9 protein-coding genes are annotated in these 18,192 nt (G+C 36.8%); 1 reads left to right on the forward strand and 8 read right to left on the reverse strand.

The window, feature by feature from the left end:
• Window positions 1-10 precede the first annotated feature (10 nt).
• Window positions 11-1,381: a Gfo/Idh/MocA family protein gene (locus BUA16_RS03195; RefSeq protein ID WP_072763193.1), complete on the reverse strand. Its 1,371-nt coding sequence runs from the start codon at window positions 1,379-1,381 to the stop codon at window positions 11-13.
• A 366-nt stretch (window positions 1,382-1,747) separates the two neighbouring features.
• On the opposite strand from BUA16_RS03195, the gene BUA16_RS03200 reads away from it, so the two are divergent.
• Window positions 1,748-5,782: a two-component regulator propeller domain-containing protein gene (locus tag BUA16_RS03200; RefSeq protein ID WP_218616751.1), complete on the forward strand. Its 4,035-nt coding sequence runs from the start codon at window positions 1,748-1,750 to the stop codon at window positions 5,780-5,782.
• 235 nt (window positions 5,783-6,017) lie between these two features.
• Here the strand turns inward: BUA16_RS03200 and BUA16_RS03205 are convergent, their stop codons facing one another.
• The 7 genes from BUA16_RS03205 to BUA16_RS03235 all read right to left on the reverse strand — a co-directional run bounded on the left by BUA16_RS03205 (window position 6,018) and on the right by BUA16_RS03235 (window position 18,164).
• A complete protein-coding gene (locus tag BUA16_RS03205; protein WP_072763195.1) occupies window positions 6,018-9,671 on the reverse strand; it encodes an SbcC/MukB-like Walker B domain-containing protein in 3,654 nt (1,217 codons plus the stop codon).
• A 12-nt stretch (window positions 9,672-9,683) separates the two neighbouring features.
• On the reverse strand, window positions 9,684-10,886 hold the full coding sequence (locus tag BUA16_RS03210) for an exonuclease SbcCD subunit D C-terminal domain-containing protein (RefSeq protein WP_072763196.1): 1,203 nt from the start codon (window positions 10,884-10,886) through the stop codon (window positions 9,684-9,686).
• A gap of 709 nt (window positions 10,887-11,595) precedes the next feature.
• Entirely contained in the window at window positions 11,596-11,973 is a 378-nt protein-coding gene (locus BUA16_RS03215) for a carboxypeptidase-like regulatory domain-containing protein (RefSeq protein ID WP_072763197.1), read from the reverse strand.
• A gap of 74 nt (window positions 11,974-12,047) precedes the next feature.
• Complete coding sequence (locus BUA16_RS03220) at window positions 12,048-13,571, reverse strand: parallel beta-helix domain-containing protein (RefSeq protein WP_072763198.1); 1,524 nt, start codon at window positions 13,569-13,571, stop codon at window positions 12,048-12,050.
• Window positions 13,572-13,583: 12 nt separating this feature from the next.
• The gene (locus BUA16_RS03225) at window positions 13,584-14,774 is read right to left on the reverse strand and encodes a cytochrome-c peroxidase (protein WP_245795511.1); all 1,191 of its coding nucleotides are present in this window, start codon (window positions 14,772-14,774) and stop codon (window positions 13,584-13,586) included.
• 410 nt (window positions 14,775-15,184) lie between these two features.
• A complete protein-coding gene (locus tag BUA16_RS03230) occupies window positions 15,185-16,699 on the reverse strand; it encodes a sulfatase family protein (protein WP_245795512.1) in 1,515 nt (504 codons plus the stop codon).
• 34 nt (window positions 16,700-16,733) lie between these two features.
• Window positions 16,734-18,164, reverse strand: a complete 1,431-nt coding sequence (locus BUA16_RS03235) for a sulfatase (RefSeq protein ID WP_072763200.1) — start codon at window positions 18,162-18,164, stop codon at window positions 16,734-16,736.
• Window positions 18,165-18,192: the final 28 nt, after the last annotated feature.

The raw sequence follows: 18,192 nt of genomic DNA on the forward strand, positions 1-18,192 counted from the left end.
TTGAAAATTTTTAAAAAGTATCCTTGATCCAATTATAAGGCTGTCGATTAATCCAATTTCCTCGTGTAAAATCAGGAAAGTCTTGCGGGGCGCCGTTATTTTCAAGTGAAAGTTCTGATAATGGAGTGATAGCACTCCATGCTGCAGCATCATAAGCGTCCATAGGAGGGGCGATGTTTTGTTTGGCCGATTCTACGAATGCATTTAATACAAAAAAGTCTATTCCGCCATGTCCCGCTTCTTTGGCACTGGCTCCAAATTTTTCCCATAAAGGGTGGTTGTATTCTTTAATGTATGCATCCATATCTTCCCAACGATGATTTGGAGAACGGCCTTCAATGTGAATTCTTTTAGTATGGTAATCGAATTCAGAAATACCATTGACGCCTTGTACCCTAAACCCTAAAGAGTAAGGTCTTGGTAAATTACAATCGTGGGTAACGATAATAGTTTCTCCCTTGGCGGTTTCAATGGTAGTTGTAATCACGTCGCCCTGTTTCCATTTTATTTTGGCATTTGGATGGTCTGGGCCTCCTTTAGGGTGGTTTACGATATAGTTGTGGAGACCCAAGGGTTTGGAGGCATGAGAGGTAAGGGAAACCAACCTGTTGCCTCTGTTGACATCGGCCATAACCGCTACTGGTCCCAAACCATGGGTAGGGTATACGTCAGCATTTCGCAGTAAGGAATGTTGGGTACGCCATTTAGCTTCCGACAGTCCTTTTTCGCCAAATTCGACACCTCCGCCATAAGGTTGTTTGCCGTCGTTGAATTTTACTGCCCTAAGATCGTGTTGGTAACCACATCTGAAGTGAGACAGTTCTCCAAAAAGGTTTTGTTTTACCATATTTAGTACGGCTAAAACATCTTGACGGTAATTGACATTTTCTAATAGCATTAAATGCGAACCTGTTTCTTCGTGAGTGTTTACCAAATCCCAGCACTCTTCCAAAGTATTTGCTGCAGATACTTCTAATCCAGTATATTTTCCTGCTTTCATGGCATCTACTGCCATTTTGGAATGCCAAAGCCATGGGGTGGAAATAATGACCGCATCAACATTTTTTAAGGCTAATAGGTTTTTGTAATCTTCATTGTTTTTCCCGAATACTAATGGCTTCTTAAAACCTGCATCAGAAATTTTTGTCAGTCCTAATTTAATCCGTTCCGGATCCGTGTCGCAAATTGCGGTGATATTGACATCCTTCCTGTACAAGGCATTGTTTAAGTGATCGGTGCCTCTTAACCCAATACCTATAAAGGCTAAGTTCAATTTTTCATTGGCCTTGGCTTGTATCGCTCCAAAGGATACACTGGGAATTAAGGATATCCCACTCCCGGCTAAAATCGACTTTTTAACAAAATCTCTTCTTGAATTCATAAATTCTTTAATTGATGTTTTTAATTGGCTTAAACTGAAAAACCTTTTCCCAAAATTGTTTTATTTTTTTTACACATTATCCTTGTTATTAAGCATATAAGTGGTGATTTTAGGATAAAATGAAAGCTTGCAGAAAATGTCATCCTTTATGAAGAATATGACCACCGTATTTTGGGGTTTTGAAAATTTAAGAAGGTTTCTAATACAGCTATATTTGATATATTTACAATAAAAATCGATTTAGCTTTGTGTATAAGTTAGATTTTGTTTTCTGAAATTTTATATATCATAATCAGTAATAACAGAAGAATGGTATTTAGTAAGTCATTAATGATATTAATAGGAGTTATTTTTTATAGCCTTGGCATGTGCGCTCAAAACAGTGTTGGTTTTAGGCATGTCTCCGCAGTAGTAGACAATAAGAACTTGAACATTTCCAATACCACACAAGATCCTTTAGGAAATATTTGGATGGTTTGTCATAGTGGCATATTGGTATATGACGGATATTCTTTTGAATTAACTACCAATGAATCTATATTTTCTATGATCAATGCCAAGGAAAAAGTAGATAATTTGGTGAGAGATCACAAGGGTAATATGTGGGTACTGTCAAATCAAGGACAAGTGGTGCGGTACAATTTTAAGAAGGGGAATTACGAGGAAATAAATGAAAGCCTATTAAGAGGAGAATTGATTACAGCAATTCTGAACAAAGGAAAAAGTCTTTGGTTTGCTTCTGATAAAGGAAATATATATCGTTTTAAAGATTCGAAAATGGAACTAATGACCAAGGTTTCCAAGATAACTTCTTCCTTAAATAAAATCGTGGATATAGAAATACGGGACTCCACTGGGCTGTATGTAAGTACAGCCGATAGTAGAATTTTTGATTATTCTTTAAAGTCAAAGGAATTTAGCGAATTAGAAGGGCCTTTTACCGGGTTTCCTGGAATAGTAAGGTTGCATGCCGACAAACATAATCGCTTGTGGATAGGAACGGAGACCTATGGACTTTTTGTCTACGACATGGAAACCAAATCATTTATACAAGATCAATTTTTTAAAAATGAAACTCATATTATAGATAATGAGTTGATACTGGATCTTTTTGGTGACAGTCAAGGAAATGTATGGGTGGGTACCGATGGCGGTGGATTGTATAGGGTAGATTCGAAAACCGGAACTATTGATCTATTTACAAAAAATGATTTTAGTGAATTTTCCCTAAGGAGCAATACTATTTTGCATATCAATGAGGATAATCACCACAATATATGGATTTGTACCAATTATGGAAGCATAAATGTATTGCCTTCTAATAACAATAATATATTTTATCATCCCGGATCTAAGAACGGAAAAACTCAAAGAGTTTTAAGTATTTATAAAACAAAAGGAGGGACCCTTTGGTTGGGAACCGATGGTGACGGTATAACCAAAATAGAATTCCAAGGAGATAGTATTACCCAAGAATACCAATATTTTAAAGAGAATGATGATGAAAAAGGCTTTTATATTCAAAGTATTGCCGAGGATAATAGGGGTAATATGTGGTTTGGAACGTATAAAAATGGTCTATGGCATTATGACATAAAAAAAGATAGATTTAAAAAAATAAAGCTATACAATGTTAAAAATCATGAAGGTACGGATGTAAGGACCGTTTATAAAGATAGAAAAGGACGTATATGGGTAGGTTCCAATATTCAAACCAATGTTTATTCTGATGCCTTGGAATTATTGGCAAGTTTTGATAACAATTCCCATGGCTTGAATGGGAACATTGTGGAAAGTATTTTTGAGGACAACAATGATGTTATTTGGTTGGGCTTATATGAAGGAGGACTATTTAATTTTAATGAAAATCTAAGCGATCTCAGCCACTCATCCTTTACAGATCATTCTTTTGATAAGCATGGAAATAGAATGAATGCCGCGGCAAGGTCCATAACACAAGTGACAGAAGAAGAGCTTTTGTTAATAGGGAAAAGAGGGGCATTGTTTAAATACAATATTATCAATAATACCTTTGTCAATTTTGAGCAATTAATAAACATTCCCCATCAAAATTTCTCGGCCATCTTAATGGAAGATAAGGAAAATATTTGGCTAAGCTCAACAAGTGGAATCTCTCACTTAGACCTAAAAAATGACTCCTTAACAAATTTTTATGCAGCCGACGGATTTCAAAGCGACGTGTTCACCTTGAGAAGTTCTTTTAAAGATGATGACAATAGGCTATATTTTGGAGGGATTAGAGGGGTTAATTATTTTTATCCTAGGGATTTACAGAAGAAAACCAAAGAGGCAACCTTACAGATCAAGGAAATAGAAGTCCTTAATCAACCAGCCCATATATTAATTCCAGATCAGGTGCAAAGCGGCAATACCAATGTTCCCATGTTGAATTTGAAGAATAACCAATCCTCCTTTTCTTTTAAGTTTTCGGCCATCGGTGATATTCTTAACCCTAAGTTTCATTATGCCTATAGGTTAAAAGGCTTTAATGAGGATTGGATAAATAGTCGGCCCGAACGAATAGCTACTTATACCAATATTCCGGCTGGGGAGTATACGTTCGAAGTAAAGGCAGGTACCAAAAAAGGAGTTTATGATATTCCTGTACAACAGATGGCAATTAGTATAGCTCCCCCGTTTTGGAACAGTTGGGGGGCTTACATTGTATATTTCCTTTTTATGCTTTTTGTGGGACTTGGTATAAGACGCTGGTTATTGCTGCGAAGAAAATATTTTGTTGAAAGCGTAATACATAAAAAAGAAAAGGAGCTGCATGATTTAAAAATGAACTTCTTTACTAAAATGTCTCACGAAATACAGACGCCCATCACCTTGATTTTGAGCCCGTTGGATGAAATGTTGAGTTGGGCAGAAAAAAACGGAAATTTATTGTTCAAAGAGCGTATAGAAATCATTTCCTATAATGCTCAACGCCTATCAAAGATTGCAAGAGAGTTAACATTGGTCAGAAATAAGGAGTTAAATAGGTTAAGGTTAACCGTGACAGAAAATAATTTAAATCAAGATATTGAAAATATTACTGGCTCGTTCAAGGAGTTGGCAAGAAAAAAAAGAATCGACTTTGTAATTAATTGCCCTAAAAATTTATCCGGAGTATGGTATGATCGTCAAAAAATAGAGCATGCTGTGTATAACCTTCTTTCCAATGCTTTTAAATTCACCCCTCATGAGGGGAATATTATTTTGAATATCGTCCCAATCAATGATAAAAAGTCCATTAAACTATCGGTCAGGGATTCCGGAAGTGGTATTCCACAAGGAGAATTAGAGAATATTTTCGAGTTGTTCTACCAATCCCATTCAGGGAAGACCGCTGAGGAGGGGACTGGTATCGGTTTGGCGCTGAGCAAAGAGATTATCGATTTGCATCATGGCAAAATTGACGTGGAATCAACCGAAGCGGAAGGAACTGTGTTTACTATTACTTTGCCGATTACAGAAGACGCCTATCAGGATGATGAAAGAATAACATGTAGTTTGCCACAAGAAGAAATAGCGGAAAATGGCCATATGGAAAATAGTGTTGAATTTGAAAATGATATGCCTAATGCTAAAACTAAAACCGTGTTAATAGTAGAAGATAATTATGATTTACAAATGTTTCTAAAAGAACTTTTGAGTAAAGATTACAATGTTATTGTAGCGGAGAATGGTGAGGAAGGGTTTTATTATGCGAAAAGCAACCTTCCTGATATAATTTTAAGTGATGTCATGATGCCCTTATTAGATGGAGTAGAAATGTGCAAAAGACTTCAAAAGGATGAATTGACCAAACATATTCCTATAGTGTTGCTCACTGCCAAGTATTCTACGAATGCTAAAATCTTAGGACTAAAAAGCGGCGCTATAGAATATATTAATAAGCCTTTTAATACAGGTGAGTTGCTTCTTAAAATACAGAATATTATATCTTCTAAAGAAAACATTATTCAAAAATATCGCAAGGAAGTCATCAGCCATCCAGAGGTGGGGTTAGAGAAATCTCAAAATGAGCTATTTTTAGAAAATCTTGTCACCCAAATAGATAAAAGAATGAAGGATCCCCATTTAAAAATGGAAGACTTAGCCGAGACTTTAAATATGGGGTATTCTAGTCTATATAGGAAATGTCAATCCGTAACGGGTAAAAGTTTGGTTGAATTTGTTCGTTTACTGCGTTTGAAGAAAGCAGCCATATTAATAACTAAATATGAACATACTATTTCTGAAGCCGCATTTAACACTGGATTTAATGATCCAAAATACCTCTCTAAATGTTTTAAAAATCACTTTAATAAAACGCCAGGTAAATTTAAAAAAGAAGCCTTGGAAGTAGGCGTAGAGGATTATTTAAAAAGATATGAATTAGAGGATGTTTAAAATATTTTCAAAAATGAGTAAGGAATTGGCTGTCGAATTCGACAGCCGAGAGGGAATAGTGAGGTGAACGAAAATGGCTTCATGCCAGTACGGAACTGGGAGTCATTCTAAATCAGTTGCTTTCGATCTATGAAAAAAGGGGCAGACTTTAGGTAAAAGTCCAACCCCTGTTATTTTAAACTTACACCGTTTTCGGGATAGTGTCCGAACAGCTTTCGCTAATGCATCTTTCATTCTATAAAATTGAAACAACACTCACTCCATTACTTTTCTTAGTGATCTGTATTTGAGTAGGGATACGTTCCTTCAAATTCTCAACGTGAGATATTATTCCTATCATTTTGCCTTGTGATTGTAAGGTTTCTAAAGTGGAGATGACTGTTTCTAAAGTGTTTTTGTCCAAAGTCCCAAAACCTTCATCGATAAATAAAGAGTCAATTTTAACATTTTTGCTGGCTAAATCCGATAAGCCCAGCGCTAAGGCTAAACTGATAATAAACTTTTCCCCACCGCTAGAGGTATCTACCAATCGGGCTTGGTCAGTTTGGTAATGGTCAATCAAATTAAAATTAAGCTCTTCTTTTGGTTTGTAGTCTTCTTCCATTTTTAAAGAGTAGCGTCTGTTTAATTTGAACAAATGCACATTGGCAAGATCTAATAAGTGTTTTAAAGTTAAGCGCTGGACATACACATTAAAAGCATCTTTGGAATTACCGATGATTGCAAATAGTTCTTTCCAAACGGTACAAACCGCTTCTTGGGCGGCGATTTTTTTATAAACTTCCTGATTTCTATCTCTAATCTCTTGATCCTTTCTAAATACTTCTTTTATTTCACCTTTTTCGGCTGATAAACCATTTATTTTGGTTTTTATTTCTTCAAAAGCCAGTTTGCTTTGTTGCTCAGAAATGGTAAAGTTTTTAGATTTATTTAAAACTTCAATGTTTTTTAGATTTGTCTCTTTTAAGGTTTGCAGCCTTAATTGCTTCTCCTTTATTCGATCTTTGTTTTGGGTGAATTTTAATTTCACCTCATTGCTCAACAAAGCCTTTTCAATGTCGTGTTTAGATTTAAAGTTACTCTGTTCTACCTGCGCTTCCAGTGACAGTTTTAAAACGCTTAATTTTTCTCGTAAATCTTCCTGTTCCCTGTTGTTGCTTACTTTTAAAGCTTCTTTTTCTGTTTTAGCATCTAATATCTTTTGTAGCTTGGTTTTACTTATATCAAGCTTGTCAGCTAGTTCTTTTTTAACGGATTGTAAACGTGTCCTTTTATTTTCTACGGTAATATCAAACGGTAAAATCCTTGTACGTTCAGTTCTTAATTGGCTAGCTTTCGTTTCACAATCACCTATTATTTTTTTGTAATCGTTTTGAGTTTTAGCATGTGTTTCCAACTGCTTTTTAATGCCGACAATACTATTGTTCAATACTAGGTTTTCTGCTTTTAGCGCAGCTAGATTCTTTTGTGTTTTATTGAATGTAAGGATGTCTTCTTCTAGCTTATGAATAAAAGAGTTTGTAGCTTCAATTGACGGTAATTCATAATTATATTTTGACAATTTCAACCTTAAGTTGCGTTCTAGACCGGTACACGTCTTGGTTAAAACGTCCTTGGATTTTTGCTTACCATCAATTTCAGCTGTAGCATTTTTAATTTTCTCGCCAAGCGTAGCATCCTTAGTTTTTAGGGCTTCAATAGATTGGTTTTGTATGTTTAAAGTTTCTGACAACTCATCTTTCTTGGCCTGTGATTTTTGCGCATATTTTATCTTTTCATCCAAGGATTTTAACTTTTTTGACGATACCTTTAATTCCAGATCGATTTTGGTCAAATCTCTTAATTCGCAATCAACAGCTAATAGGTTTGCCTTGGACTGAATAGACTCCAATGCTTCGGTGATTGTATGGATTTGCTTCGTTACGTTTTCAATACTGGTAGATAACCTAACTTCCGTTTTATCTAAATCGGATCTAGAACCGGTGAGTGTTTTTAGTTTTTCTCTACGTTTATTTAGTTCCAATTCCGATTTTGAAACACCGATGGTTACTAAATTTTCCGCAAACGGATGTTCTTTAGAACCACATAACCCACAAGGGTGCCCTTTTATTAAGTTTCGACGGTCATCTTCATATTTAGCAATGCTTTTCTCTAAATCTAAAATCTTTTCGGCATCGGCAACAGATGCTTCTTGGGCAAGAATTTGTTTTTGGGACCCTTCAATTTGTTTTTTAACAGATTCTAATTCCGTTGAGAATGATTTCTTTTGAGCGGAGAGCGCTTCTAGTTCCTTCTCTTCTTTTGCAAGTTGTTCTGAGTAGCCTTTATATAGTTTCCAGTTCCCTTCCATTAACGACAGCTTCTCTTTATCAGCTAGTAGTGCCGTTAAATTATTTTTAACTAATTCCCCATTTATAGCAAGGATTTCTTTTTCTATTTTCTCAATTTCGGCAGATTTAGTAGTAAGCAGTTCCTTATTTGCTGTTAATTCGGCTACAGCATGTTCTACTTCTTCCTTTTTTAGGGTTACAAATAATGAAATTTCATGAAGCGTTTCTTTATTCGCTTTTAAAGTAGTCAAATCTGTCGTCCAACTAGAAATCTCTGAATCTACATCCGTCAAAAATTTATGTTGAGACACAAATCCTTCGTCCGTTTTAATCTTTGCTTCTGTCGTAATTAAAACCCTAGATAGTTTTTCCTTTTCATCTTGTAATGACTTGATATGCAGGTTTAACTCATCTAGTTTTTCATTTGATTTTTGTCTATTGTCAATTATACTCTCCAGTTGACCATCCAACCCTGTAACTAAATCAAATTTAGGTAACCAAGCAGCAAACTCTTTTTCTGCATTCTCTAATTCAGTTGTTTGTTTATTTGAAAGTTCAGTTAAATGTTTTATCTCGGGTTTAAGCTGGGTTAATTGCAGCTCTAATGCTAGTAATTGATCCGATTTTTCAGCAATATTTTTTTCGGTTCTATTGAAATCCTGAATAACTTCTTTAAACGGTTCTGCCTTTTCGTTTAAATCCAATAATTCAAATTCATTTTTATGGTTTTCAATATCGGTAGTTACTTCCTGGAATGCGAGTTCTAGCTTTTCGGATTGAAGGGTACACTCCTGGGATTTAAGATACCAATTAAGAATCAATTGAATTGATGCCATTTCTTTTTCTGATGCTGCAATTTGAAGATCGAGTTCTTTATCTCTTTGGAGTAATTCAATTTTTCTTTCTTCAGGTAACACATCGTCAGCGTTAATTCTAGATTGAATTTCCGCTAATTTATTGGCCTCACTAGACTTTCTGTCTAAAATACCTTGACCAATTTTTTTATAAATGTCTTCACCAGTAATTTGCTCTAATAGTCTTCCTTTTTCCGGTCCCTTCGCTGTTAAAAACGAGGCAAATTCTCCCTGAGCGAGCATAACAGATCTTAAAAACTGAACGTAATCTAATTGGGTCACTTTAAAAATCTCTTCAATAAAAATTCTTTTCTGTGTAGCTAAAATGGCACCCGTCAACAAATTCTTTAGACTAACTTCATCCTGGGGGTTTGTGAGTTTTTTTCCAGTTTTAGAAGTTAGACGAATGCCCCAATAGGCTTCGTATATTACATTTTCATTTTCAAAAGTAACCCTGCTAAAAGCATCATTTGCGCCATAGCTTACCACATCGATCAATGACCCTTTGGTGCCATTAAAACGTGGTACGCTGTGATACAACGCAATAGTTATGGCGTCTAAAATAGTGGTTTTTCCAGCTCCAGTTGATCCTGTGATAGCGAATAATCCAACATCTTTAAACTGTCCATTTTCAAAATCGATTACAATAGGGGAGTCAGATTTTAATGAATTTATATTCTGTAACTCTATTTTTAAAATTTTCATAACTAGCTGCTCTTATTGCTTTTTAACGGATTGTAATATTTCATTGAAGGCATCCCATACTGCTGGTTTATTTTCTAAATCATAGCCAATTTCTTCACATTTTAGTTTAAAAACTTCAGTAGGCAGTAGCTCTTTAATAGACTTTGTTTCTTCCAACAATTCCTCAATGCCTCTAATTCTTCGCTGGTTTTTTAAGGCCATTTTTAATATCTCAAAAGGATATTCCTCAGCAGCATTTTTTAATTCATCCGTATGGATATTGTTCTCTTCATTCAATACTATTTCTACCCAAGGTGTTAATCCATAGGGATTAGAAATAATGTTTTGGAACTGTGCAATACAGTCAGCGATTGTGCCCTCTAGCTTATAAAACTCTCTAAAACGTGGAATTATATCTTCCTTAATATCACTAATGTTATTGTCTTCAATCGTTAAAACAATAACTTTTTTATCATAATAAATTTCACTGAAACTTAGAACGTTTGGGGATCCAGAGTATCTTACTTTTTCGTTCCCGCCTATTATTTGTGGTCTATGTAAATGCCCCAAAGCGATATAATCAAAATAAGTTGGGAAATCTGAAGCACCAATATGGCCCAATGTACCTACATAAATGTTTTGTTCACTATCAGAAACCGAACCTCCTGTTGCAAATAAATGTCCCATTGCAATAACAGGTGCTTTGCTCGTATTTATCGATGCACATTGCCTTGCCGTTGCTTCATAATGATTGATTAAGGCTGTTTTGTATTTATCGGTCAACTCTTCAAAAGATTCGCCGGCAACAGCTCGTCTAATATCTCCATCACGTAAATAAGGAACAGCGGCAATAATGACCTTTTCGCCATTGATATCAATTTCAAAAACCTCATCCTCGATATTTTCAGTTGCTTTGCCAACTACTTTTATCGATAAGGCATTTAAAATGTGCTTTGGAGCATTTAAAGTTCCCGGAGAATCGTGATTTCCACCGGTGATAATAATAGACTTACACGTAGTACTTTTTAACTTCACTAAAAAGGTATAGTACATTTCCAAACTTTGGTTTGAAGGAACAGCAGTATCAAATATATCGCCCGAAATTAACAGTACATCAATCTTTTGGTTAATGATATAATCTCTTATCCAACTTAAAAATAAAGTTTGTTCCTCTACTTGAGATTGTTCATGTAGTCTATGTCCTAAATGCCAATCGGCAGTGTGAAGTATTTTCATTTAGTTTTTATTTTTGTATAACTCTCTATTTCAGGGTAAAAGGTGCTTTTTAGGGGCTTGGATAACAGGAGTTATACCGTACGGTAAATCGTTTTACTTGTCTTTAATACCATCTATTAAGAACGGAATAACCAATATTATTAAAATTGTAGGCTTGCTACAATATGATCGGGAATAAAATATGCATAACATATCAACACCCAACAACCTAGATCCATAGAATCCCAGATGGCTAAAAGGTCCTTAACACTCTTCAGATAGAATAGTAGCCCTCCTCAATAATTCATTCTTAGCCTGCGAAGAAGCTAATCTTTACCCAGATTAGCTTCCTCATAATTATAGAATAAGAATTGGTTTTTTTCTGTGTACACTATTTATACAACCATTACTTTTTTGATAGTTTACAAAACCCTAAAATAGTCCTTGATCTTATATTGGGAAACTTTATTACTAAATGGTATTCTTTCTGCGGCTCATCCTTAATTATCAATAACTCGGCATAGCATTTGGATTTAAATTTCTCATAGGGTCTGCATTTCTTTTCTATATAAGTTTTAAGTAGTCTTCTCGCCAACTCTTCGTTAGCTGCAATTAAAAATGTAAAGCTGTGTTCTATTATTATTTGTAACACGCGTTAGGGGGCGCAGCGGCATCCCCGCAGCGCAGCAAGGGATATAGCGGAGGACCCGCCCGACGAAGGAGGGAACGCTCAAATCATCGTCCTAAAGGTTTTGCTGTTTGATAAAGAAACATTCACCTCCTCTGATGAGACTTGTGAGATAGAATAGCCTAGAGACTCTTTATCTCTTTGGACATTAAGGGCGGTTACCACGACCTCATCCAATAATTGGTCGTCCTCTTCAAGAGCGACATTGATGGTGGCTTGTCCGGAAACAGGAATTTCCAACGAATTGAATCCGATATAAGAAAATACTAAAATAGTATCTTTACCAACATCGCTGAAGCAATAGTTACCATCAAAATCTGTGGATGTTCCCTGTGTGCTTCCCTTTAGAAACTCACTGACACCTGCCAAGGGCACATTGGAGTCTTTTTCCGAAACCTTACCGGAAACCGCTTTTTGCACTGTTCATGAAATGGTAAAAACCTTCAGAAACATTAGAATAATAAGGTTTTTCATATGGTTTGGTTGTTTTTCGGTTATTGGTTTTGGGAGGTTTCATTATCAGGTTTCAATTGCAAAATATACTCTGCCACCGCCATTTTAGCCTCATTGGACAAATAGTTCTGGGGAGGCATTTCAGGATAGTCGTCTCGAAGATTCTTCGGGTTATTAATATAATCGACAATGCCCTGTGGGTTGTTGTTGTGAATCGCCTGAATGATTTCTGTTGGCGGACCTATCAATCGGTTGCCAAAGGCATGGCATCCGGCACAGATGCCGTAATAGGTTATTTTACCTAGTTCTTCCTTGCTGACAGATCTTGGTGCTACTGGTTCGGGCAGCATATAGGTACGAACGTTTTTGGTGTCCGTAATTTGGGCCGGACCCCAATCATCGATACCAAAAGAGCGGTATTTGTTTTTATCCCTGATGGTACTGCCGGTACCACCCCCGTAAGCAAAAATATCTGGCCCCTTGGTGTCCAATTGACTGAGCATGATTGCTTTTATTTCCCCGGTGGGATTAGTTCCATTGTCGTACATGATATTGTCTAATATCACTACCCGATCCGGATTTCCTTCAGAACTCGGATCGTTGGCCTTAGGAGCACCCGTGGCCAAATCTACAATGGTGACGCCCGTATTATTGTTCCCTGTTATAATGTTGTTCTCTATGATAACATCATCTGCCGCCATGATAAGAATACCCGTACCTGCAGGAACACCTGCTACTGTAGATCCTGGGGCGCCAAAATTTGGAGTATTATTATTAATAACGAAGTTGTCTCTTATGATGACATCGTAAGTTGTTTTTATCGGAAGCCCGGGAGTTACAAAAGCCAAAATTCCCCCCGTATTGTTATGTGCATAATTGTTTGCCACCAAACAATGCCTAGAATTCTCAATTTCGATACCTGCCACGTTATCGAAGACTTCATTGTGTAACACATCTACATTATCGCACATGCCCACATAAATGGCAGCATCTTCAATTTTACTACAAACGTTGTGCTCAATCAATCCATTTTTTCCGTATTGTGGAAAGATGCCGTACACTCCGGTGTCAATGATCCAATTGTTGCGAATAACAAAATTATTACCAGCCTGGCCCATAATACCATTGCCCTTGTAATTAATGATTTTAAAGCTCTCTATTAAAATCCCGTTGCCTGAATAAAGAAAAGCATCGTTAATTTCCTTTTTGCCATCCAAAGTGGGCCATTTTCCATTGAGAACCACGCCCTGGAGGCCGATATTGTCCTTATCGATATACACATTTTCAGAATAAGTTCCTGGATAAACGCGGATCAAATCTCCTGGATTGGCCTTTTTTACGGCATCTTGAATGGAGCCACCATCTTTTACTTCGATAATCTCACCATCGTAGGTGAGGGGCTTTCTAATAAGGGTATCGTTGGCATCGGTTGGCATGCGATAGCCTATTGGTGACGGAATTGGCACCGTATCTTTATATGGGGTAGCGAAAAAGGATTTTCCCAAAAAGACACCTACCGCCAATAAGGCAATAGCGCTGATAATTTTAAAAAATGTTGATTTCATTTGTTTTTAGTATTAAATGGATGGTTTTATTCCAGAAGGCAAGCTTTCCGGTACCGGTGGTGTAAATGTTTCATCTGTCAAGGTTTTTAGAAAGTCGACTAATCTATCCATCTCATAATCAGTTAGATTTGGTTCCCAAATATGCCAATGAACGATCAGCTCTTCATCTTCCGGTACGGCGTGACCCCGGCCGTCGGTATAAAATTGTATCGTTTCACGCAGCGTTTCAAAATTCCCCGAATGCATATAGGGGGCGGTCTTTTCAATATTTCGAAGACTGGGCACTTTAAAGGCCCCTCGTAAGGTTTTGTCTTTAAAAGGTATTTCGGCACCAGGGTCTAGCGGTAGTCCGTTTGGTTCCGGTGCCCCTATAACAGCGAATTGCTGATTAGTGAATAGTGGGGGAGTATGGCATTCTGCGCAACGGGCAACAAAGGAACGGAAGATGTTTAACCCTTCAATTTCATTTTTATTCAAGGCATCGTGATACCCGTGGGCATATTGGTCGTATTTGCTATTTAAGGAAATTAAGGATGCTTGAAAAGCAGAAAGGGCAGTATAAATTTCGTTTAATTTGATTTCTTCGGATGGTTTTTTATCTGGAAAGGCTTCCGCGAACATCAATTTATAAGTATCGATTGCATTCAAGCTGTTCAAAAGGTTTTCGGGGGTATTGTCCATTTCCACTTCAGAAAATAAAGGCCCCTGGGCTTGTTCTTCCAAAGTGGTGGCCCGTCCGTCCCAGAACAGTTTTTTTAGGTAGGCAACGTTCCATAGTGAAGGAGCGCCGCGGGTTAATTTTTGGCCATTACTGCCAATACTGGTGGGGAGTCCATCTGAAAATCCCTTTTTGGGATCGTGGCAGCTAGCGCATGAAATAGTGCCGTCACCCGATAGTACAGGGTCGAAGAATAAATATCGTCCTAAATCAATTTCCTGTGGGGAAAAGCCATCACGAATTTCAGGAAGCGAAGTCTGTAACCCCCCAACACCCTTATTATGCGGCGAATCGTATTGTTGGTACAGATTTAGGGCAATACATTCGTTATCATCATTTTTTATAAAACCAGGAGGACATTGCGACTTTAATTTCGGAATTGGTTCAAAGGTTTCGGAAACTTTATTAGGAAAAAAATAAAATAGGGAAATGATCAGGATCACTCCCGAAACTACTGATTTTAGCATTCTACTATTTCCGTTCATAAATTATTAGGCAATGGATTGGTAGGGTGAAAAAGCTCGAAGAATGCAAAAAGCACTCGATTACGAATTAAAATAGAATAGTAGAAAAACCTAAGTATTTTAGGGGCTTTGTGATGAAAAGTAGCTATACTGTGATGAATGGGACACTTTTGGTTGGCGTATTTTCAGAAAAAGAATGTTGTTGCCCTTCTGAAACGGGAGCAGATTATCTGGAATGTGCTGCATAATTAAAAAAACACCTCTTCTGGGTACTATGAAAAGAGGAAATACGTACTTTGGAAAATCAAAAAAGGTGGACATCCCTAAGAGGGGAGGCCACCTTTTTTTTAATACTAGATTGACAGGGCAAATATGAGATGATTAGCTTGTGATATTAGTTAGGAGAAATGAATAGTTATCACCATTGTTTTTTATTTATTTATAATAATCTCAATTTCGTTTAACATCTTGTTTACCAATTCAGGGTGTTGATCAGCAATGTTATTTTGCTGACCTCTATCTTCCTTAAGGTTGTACAACTGAACATTTATATCGTTCCCGGTTTCATGATTGACCCAATTTCTTTTAGGACCTTTTTGTGAGGGAATCAAAACATAATCACCTTTTCGATAGGTAGTTATGCCTTGGCTTCCTAGGATAAGGTTGTCTCTTCCAACTTTTGATTTTCCGATAAAAGCATCTAATATGTTTTCACTATCGGGAGTCAAGTTTTCTTGTCCAACCAACGAAGCAAAGGAAGCCGTAAAATCAATCTGACATACTAATGCATCGGAAACACCTGGTTTTATCTCAGCTGGCCATCTTACCATAAAAGGCACATGTGTACCTGCATCAAACTTACTGTATTTACCACCTCTAAGACCTCCATTCGGTGTGTGTTTACCATTTTTTGTAATGGCCTCATCCTCATAACCGTCGTCTAAAACGGGGCCATTATCACTTGAAAATATTACAATTGTATTTTCAGCTAAACCCAATCTATCTAATTCATCTAAAAATTGGCCAACAGCCCAATCTGCTTCTAAAATAACATCACCTCTAGGTCCTAATCCCGATTTTCCTGCAAATCTTGGGTGTGGGATTCTCGGTACATGCGGCTGATGTAAGCTATAGAATAAAAAGAAAGGTTTGTCTTTATGGTCATTGATGAATTTTGTAGATTCCTTTAAGAAATCATCACTCATGTCTTCATCTATGAACAAAGCAGATTTTCCACCGCGCATATATCCAATTCTTGAAATTCCGTTGTGAATGCTTTGGTCGTGTCCATGACTAGGATGCACTTTTAATAATTCTGGATTCTCTTTACCTGTAGGTTCACCCTCAAAGTTTTCGCGATAGCTAACTTCAATAGGATCGTTCGGGTCTAAACCGTCAATATGATGGTTCTTAACATAGACTGATGGTACCCTATCATTGGTAGAAGCCATAATATACGAGTAATCGAAACCAATTTCCCTTGGTCCTGGTTTTATTTCCCCATTCCAGTTCATGTTTTCATCGCCAAGACCTAGATGCCATTTACCAATAACACCAGTAAAATATCCAGCATCATGCAACATAGACGGAAGCGTTTGTTTACCAACTTCAAATAGGAGAGGAGCATTACCGGGCAATACCTTGGCTTTTTGACTTCTAAATGGGTAAATACCAGACAAGAGAGAAAACCTACTGGGAGTACAGGTTGGGGATGTGGCATAACCGTTGGTGAATTTTATACCTTCATTAGAAATACGATCGATATTTGGAGTGATCAATTCCGTAGAACCATAGCTACTAACATCGCCGTAACCCAAATCATCTGCATAGATAATAACGATATTTGGTTTGGAATTGGAGGTCTCTTCCGGTATGTTTTTATTGGTTTTATCGCCACAACTTGTCAATATAAGGGCAAGGCCTATGGTTACTAGGTGTTTTGTCATTTGCATGTTTTTAGTGTTTTACTTTTTTTGATATTTAATAATTAGGGTCATATTCCGGGTTTGGTTCAGAAGGTATTGGTGCATTGACTTCTTTTCGCCATGAATCTAATATATTATATAATTCTTCAGCTTTTTCGGGGTTAATAGCAACTAAATTATTTCTTTCTCCTAAATCCTTTTCTAAATCATAAAGTTCCAAAGCATTGTCTTCGAAATAGTGATGTAATTTCCAATTTTTATAGAGAATAGTAGATCCTGGACGTGTTCTAAATAATGGGTCTCTGCCATCATCCTTGGATTCGTTATAGGCTTCTAAATAAATAGGAAAATGCCAAAATAATGGGCGCTCTTCTATTTTATTACCTTTTAGTAAAGGTAGTATGCTGATACCATCCAATATTTTGTTGGGTAAATCCACCTCTAGAATTTCCATAAAAGTAGGAAAGAAGTCTAGGTTTACAATAGGAGTTGCATTAGTACTACCTGCCTTAATAGTGTTGGGCCATTTTATAATATATGGAACTCTAGTACCGCCTTCGTAATAAGATCCTTTTCCTGCTCTTAAAGGGTTTTGGCTAGAGATAGATCTAATTCCACCATTGTCTGATGTGAAGACAATTAAGGTTTTGTTGCTTAAATTAAGCTTCTCTATTATACTCAATAATCTACCAATATTGATGTCGACATTTTCGACCATAGCGGCAAAAACCGGGTTGTCTTGCCCTTGGGAACCTCCCTTAATTTTATATTTTTCAATTAATTCTTCTTTTCCCATTAAAGGGGTGTGAACGGCATAATATGGTAAATACAAAAAGAAAGGGGTGTCTTTATTGGTTTCAATAAAATTTATGGCTTCAGTGGTTAATCTATCCGTTAAATGTTCACCTTCCGGGGCCTTTTCTAAATTTGGTAAAGCATTATACGGTGCCGTATAGCCATTTCTACCCGGGTTTCCACGATGATCTCCCCCAAAATTGATATCAAAACCATCATTTATGGGATCCATGGTGACATGCCATTTTCCAAAAGTCCCCGTAGTATAACCAGCTGTTTTAAACATTTCAGCCATGGTGACCATGGCATTCGTTAAGTGATCTGTATTTGAGCTTGGGATAATTTTTCTTGTTTTAGAATTTCCTCTTCTCGAAGGAGACACCGTATAAACGCCATGCCTTGGTGTATTTTGTCCACTCATTAGGCAAGCTCTACTGGGTGCGCAATTTGCTGCAGCCGCATAGCCTTGTGTAAAAACCATCCCCTCTTTGGAAAGCTTATCAATATTCGGGGTTTCAAAATAGGTACTTCCCATATAACCTACATCTTTCCACCCTAAATCATCAACATTAATGTATATGATGTTGGGGGGCGTGGAAAGGTTGGGCAGTTCTTTACCCTTGCTCTTACAAGAGGTCAATAGCATCAGCAATAACAAAACCGTTGCTCCTGATAGTATGGTTTTTTTCATGAGTATTAAATTAAAAAAATAAAAGTTA

It is taken from the genome of Arenibacter nanhaiticus (assembly GCF_900141935.1).
GTDB classification, from domain to species: domain Bacteria; phylum Bacteroidota; class Bacteroidia; order Flavobacteriales; family Flavobacteriaceae; genus Arenibacter; species Arenibacter nanhaiticus.